Annotated in this window: 2 rRNA genes; both read left to right on the top strand. The window is 59.1% G+C overall.

The features are described 5' to 3' along the window. The first annotated feature begins 129 nt into the window (after window positions 1–129). Window positions 130–1,657, top strand: a 16S ribosomal RNA gene (locus AOK18_RS13150). 307 nt (window positions 1,658–1,964) lie between these two features. After that, a 23S ribosomal RNA gene (locus tag AOK18_RS13145) occupies window positions 1,965–5,086 on the top strand. Together the 16S and 23S rRNA genes form the textbook arrangement of a ribosomal RNA operon. The last annotated feature ends 83 nt before the right edge of the window (window positions 5,087–5,169 follow it).

Below are 5,169 nucleotides of genomic sequence, written 5' to 3'. Positions count from 1 at the left end.
ACACGGACCGTCCGGTCCGGATCGTTGAGGTTCCTTTGCAGTAAACACAGCGAGGACGCTGGACACGACCGGGCCCATTCCGCCCGGCGTGCCGCTCTCGTGCATGTGTCACCGGATCACCGGTAAACATTCACGGAGAGTTTGATCCTGGCTCAGGACGAACGCTGGCGGCGTGCTTAACACATGCAAGTCGAACGATGAACCACCTCGGTGGGGATTAGTGGCGAACGGGTGAGTAACACGTGGGCAATCTGCCCCTCACTTCGGGACAAGCCCTGGAAACGGGGTCTAATACCGGATAACACCCCCGCCCGCATGGGCGGGGGTTGAAAGCTCCGGCGGTGAGGGATGAGCCCGCGGCCTATCAGCTGGTTGGTGAGGTAACGGCTCACCAAGGCGACGACGGGTAGCCGGCCTGAGAGGGCGACCGGCCACACTGGGACTGAGACACGGCCCAGACTCCTACGGGAGGCAGCAGTGGGGAATATTGCACAATGGGCGCAAGCCTGATGCAGCGACGCCGCGTGAGGGACGACGGCCTTCGGGTTGTAAACCTCTTTCAGCAGGGAAGAAGCGCAAGTGACGGTACCTGCAGAAGAAGCGCCGGCTAACTACGTGCCAGCAGCCGCGGTAATACGTAGGGCGCGAGCGTTGTCCGGAATTATTGGGCGTAAAGAGCTCGTAGGCGGCCTGTCGCGTCGGTTGTGAAAGCCCGGGGCTTAACCCCGGGTCTGCAGTCGATACGGGCAGGCTAGAGTGTGGTAGGGGAGATCGGAATTCCTGGTGTAGCGGTGAAATGCGCAGATATCAGGAGGAACACCGGTGGCGAAGGCGGATCTCTGGGCCATTACTGACGCTGAGGAGCGAAAGCGTGGGGAGCGAACAGGATTAGATACCCTGGTAGTCCACGCCGTAAACGGTGGGCACTAGGTGTTGGCGACATTCCACGTCGTCGGTGCCGCAGCTAACGCATTAAGTGCCCCGCCTGGGGAGTACGGCCGCAAGGCTAAAACTCAAAGGAATTGACGGGGGCCCGCACAAGCAGCGGAGCATGTGGCTTAATTCGACGCAACGCGAAGAACCTTACCAAGGCTTGACATACACCGGAAACGTCTGGAGACAGGCGCCCCCTTGTGGTCGGTGTACAGGTGGTGCATGGCTGTCGTCAGCTCGTGTCGTGAGATGTTGGGTTAAGTCCCGCAACGAGCGCAACCCTTGTCCCGTGTTGCCAGCAAGCCCTTCGGGGTGTTGGGGACTCACGGGAGACCGCCGGGGTCAACTCGGAGGAAGGTGGGGACGACGTCAAGTCATCATGCCCCTTATGTCTTGGGCTGCACACGTGCTACAATGGCCGGTACAATGAGCTGCGATACCGCGAGGTGGAGCGAATCTCAAAAAGCCGGTCTCAGTTCGGATTGGGGTCTGCAACTCGACCCCATGAAGTCGGAGTTGCTAGTAATCGCAGATCAGCACTGCTGCGGTGAATACGTTCCCGGGCCTTGTACACACCGCCCGTCACGTCACGAAAGTCGGTAACACCCGAAGCCGGTGGCCCAACCCCCTTGCGGGGAGGGAGCCGTCGAAGGTGGGACTGGCGATTGGGACGAAGTCGTAACAAGGTAGCCGTACCGGAAGGTGCGGCTGGATCACCTCCTTTCTAAGGAGCACTTCTCGCCGGTCCTCGGGCCGGTCAGGGGCCAGTACACCGGCGCACGTCCGGTGCTGGTAGCTCATGGGTGGAACGTTGATTATTCGGCCGGCCGTTTCGGGCCGGGGACCTGCCAGTACTGCCCTTTCAGGGCGTGGAAAGCAGGATCTCCGGACGGGCGCCGGCCGGGCACGCTGTTGGGTGTCTGAGGGAATGAACCCCCTCCGATGCCGACCCCGGTACAGCACCGCATCCGCGGTGTGTGACGGGTGGTTGGTCGTTGTTTGAGAACTGCACAGTGGACGCGAGCATCTGTGGCCAAGTTTTTAAGGGCGCACGGTGGATGCCTTGGCACCAGGAACCGATGAAGGACGTGGGAGGCCACGATAGTCCCCGGGGAGCCGTCAACCAGGCTTTGATCCGGGGGTGTCCGAATGGGGAAACCCGGCAGTCGTCATGGGCTGTCACCCTTGCCTGAACACATAGGGCAAGCGGAGGGAACGCGGGGAAGTGAAACATCTCAGTACCCGCAGGAAGAGAAAACAACCGTGATTCCGGGAGTAGTGGCGAGCGAAACCGGATGAGGCCAAACCGCATGCGTGCGAGACCCGGCAGGGGTTGCGCATGCGGGGTTGTGGGATCTCTCTTCCACGGTCTGCCGGCCGTGGGACGAGTCAGAAACCGTTGACGTAGGCGAAGGACATGCGAAAGGTCCGGCGCAGAGGGTAAGACCCCCGTAGCCGAAACGTCAGCGGCTCGTTGGAGAGACACCCAAGTAGCACGGGGCCCGAGAAATCCCGTGTGAATCCGGCGGGACCACCCGCCAAGCCTAAATATTCCCTGGTGACCGATAGCGGATAGTACCGTGAGGGAATGGTGAAAAGTACCCCGGGAGGGGAGTGAAATAGTACCTGAAACCGTGTGCCTACAAGCCGTGGGAGCGTCGGACGTCGGCTTGCTGACGTCTCGTGACTGCGTGCCTTTTGAAGAATGAGCCTGCGAGTTTGCGGTGTGTTGCGAGGTTAACCCGGGTGGGGAAGCCGTAGCGAAAGCGAGTCCGAACAGGGCGATCCAGTAGCATGCCCAAGACCCGAAGCGGAGTGATCTAGCCATGGGCAGGTTGAAGCGGAGGTAAGACTTCGTGGAGGACCGAACCCACCAGGGTTGAAAACCTGGGGGATGACCTGTGGTTAGGGGTGAAAGGCCAATCAAACTCCGTGATAGCTGGTTCTCCCCGAAATGCATTTAGGTGCAGCGTCGCGTGTTTCTTGCCGGAGGTAGAGCACTGGATAGGCGATGGGCCCTACCGGGTTACTGACCTTAGCCAAACTCCGAATGCCGGTAAGTGAGAACGCGGCAGTGAGACTGTGGGGGATAAGCTCCATGGTCGAGAGGGAAACAGCCCAGAGCATCGACTAAGGCCCCCAAGCGTACGCTAAGTGGGAAAGGATGTGGAGTCGCACAGACAACCAGGAGGTTGGCTTAGAAGCAGCCACCCTTGAAAGAGTGCGTAATAGCTCACTGGTCTAGTGATTCCGCGCCGACAATGTAGCGGGGCTCAAGCGTACCGCCGAAGTCGTGTCATTGCAGTACATACCCCCAACGGGGACTGTGATGGGTAGGGGAGCGTCGTCTGCCGGGTGAAGCCGCGCCGGAAGGCAGTGGTGGACGGTTGACGAGTGAGAATGCAGGCATGAGTAGCGATACACACGTGAGAAACGTGTGCGCCGATTGACTAAGGGTTCCTGGGTCAAGCTGATCTGCCCAGGGTAAGTCGGGACCTAAGGCGAGGCCGACAGGCGTAGTCGATGGATAACCGGTTGATATTCCGGTACCCGCTGTGAAGCGTCAAACACCGAGCATCGTGATGCTAAGGCCGTGAAGCCGTTCCGGACCCTTCGGGGGAAGGAAAGTGGTGGAGCCGCCGGCCCAAGCGGTCAGTAGGTGAGTGATGGGGTGACGCAGGAAGGTAGTCCAGCCCGGGCGGTGGTTGTCCCGGGGTAAGGGTGTAGGACGTCAGGCAGGTAAATCCGTCTGGCACACAGTCTGAGACCCGATGCCGAGCCGATTGCGGTGAAGTGGATGATCCTATGCTGTCGAGAAAAGCCTCTAGCGAGTTTCATGGCGGCCCGTACCCTAAACCGACTCAGGTGGTCAGGTAGAGAATACCGAGGCGTTCGGGTGAACTATGGTTAAGGAACTCGGCAAAATGCCCCCGTAACTTCGGGAGAAGGGGGGCCATGTCCGGTGATGAGTCTTGCACTCTGAGCTGGGTGTGGCCGCAGAGACCAGCGAGAAGCGACTGTTTACTAAAAACACAGGTCCGTGCGAAGCCGTAAGGCGATGTATACGGACTGACGCCTGCCCGGTGCTGGAACGTTAAGGGGACCGGTCAGTCATCCTTCGGGGTGGCGAAGCTGAGAACTTAAGCGCCAGTAAACGGCGGTGGTAACTATAACCATCCTAAGGTAGCGAAATTCCTTGTCGGGTAAGTTCCGACCTGCACGAATGGCGTAACGACTTCTCGACTGTCTCAACCATAGGCCCGGTGAAATTGCACTACGAGTAAAGATGCTCGTTTCGCGCAGCAGGACGGAAAGACCCCGGGACCTTTACTACAGTTTGATATTGGTGTTCGGTTCGGCTTGTGTAGGATAGCTGGGAGACTGTGAAGCCGCCACGCCAGTGGTGGTGGAGTCGTCGTTGAAATACCAGTCTGGTCGTGCTGGATGTCTAACCTGGGTCCGTGATCCGGATCAGGGACAGTGTCTGATGGGTAGTTTAACTGGGGCGGTTGCCTCCTAAAGAGTAACGGAGGCGCCCAAAGGTTCCCTCAGCCTGGTTGGTAATCAGGTGTTGAGTGTAAGTGCACAAGGGAGCTTGACTGTGAGACCGACGGGTCGAGCAGGGACGAAAGTCGGGACTAGTGATCCGGCGGTGGCTTGTGGAAGCGCCGTCGCTCAACGGATAAAAGGTACCCCGGGGATAACAGGCTGATCTTCCCCAAGAGTCCATATCGACGGGATGGTTTGGCACCTCGATGTCGGCTCGTCGCATCCTGGGGCTGGAGTCGGTCCCAAGGGTTGGGCTGTTCGCCCATTAAAGCGGTACGCGAGCTGGGTTTAGAACGTCGTGAGACAGTTCGGTCCCTATCCGCTGTGCGCGTAGGAGTCTTGAGAAGGGCTGTCCCTAGTACGAGAGGACCGGGACGGACGAACCTCTGGTGTGCCAGTTGTCCTGCCAAGGGCATGGCTGGTTGGCTACGTTCGGGAGGGATAACCGCTGAAAGCATCTAAGCGGGAAGCCTGCTTCGAGATGAGGGCTCCCACCCACTTGATGGGGTAAGGCTCCCAGTAGACGACTGGGTTGATAGGCCGGATATGGAAGCACGGTAACGTGTGGAGTTGACCGGTACTAATAGGCCGAGGGCTTGTCCTCAGTTGCTCGCGTCCACTGTGTTGGTTCTGAAACCACGAACAACCCCATGTGTTCTGCATGGTGCGGTTGATGTTTCATAGTGT

The organism is Streptomyces prasinopilosus, assembly GCF_001419695.1.
GTDB lineage: Bacteria > Actinomycetota > Actinomycetes > Streptomycetales > Streptomycetaceae > Streptomyces > Streptomyces prasinopilosus.
The sequence above is the reverse complement of the archived record's forward strand: the minus strand, read 5'-3'. Positions and strand labels throughout refer to the sequence as shown.